General features: G+C 64.5%; 1 protein-coding gene. It reads right to left on the reverse strand.

Going from position 1 to position 612, the window contains the following annotated elements:
• The coding region (locus A5698_RS14805; RefSeq protein ID WP_231967413.1) for a glycosyltransferase at positions 1-335 on the reverse strand (335 nt) is incomplete at its 3' end.
• Positions 336-612 lie beyond the last annotated feature (277 nt).

A 612-nucleotide genomic window follows, 5' to 3' on the forward strand; every position in this document is an offset into this window, starting at 1 on the left:
TTCGCAAGAGACGTCAGCGTTCTGCTCAGCTCTTCCCACGCTCGAGCCTTGGGTTCCCATGCCTCGCGCGACAGTCTGCTCACTTCGCGGATGCGCCAAGGCGTGCGAAAACACGTTCTGTAGAAGGCCCAATGCGCTTCGAGCATCTCCTGCGGGTCCGGACCGAGCGCCGTCGCGCCGAGCCCTGCCGACTCGACGAAGCCCACCAGGTTAGGGGGGACGGCCATGTGCACTTCGTGCCCGCGGTGCAGCAGTTCACGGCCAACCGCGGCGCAGGGCTCCACATCGCCACGACTTCCGTAGCTTGCCAGCACAAATCTCAGGGATCTGGCCATCCACTGCCCCCCTTCAAGTTGCGTGGACCAGAGAGTACATCGGGGTCGGCGGAGTCCCACGGCGACTACTGCTGGGGCGAGCCGGCCACTCCGGTGCCGCTGGCGGTGGCATGGCGTGGCCGGTCGAATTGGAACCGCGGCAGCCGTCGGCGCCATTGCGCCTCAGCAACAACAGTGAAAGGCTCCGCAAAAAAATGAGAGGGTAGGACGCGATGAAGCTTTTAATGGCCTGCTATGGGACGCGTGGTGACGTGGAACCCTGCGCCGCGGTTCGCTG

The organism is Mycobacterium sp. E136 (assembly GCF_001666865.1).
GTDB lineage: Bacteria > Actinomycetota > Actinomycetes > Mycobacteriales > Mycobacteriaceae > Mycobacterium.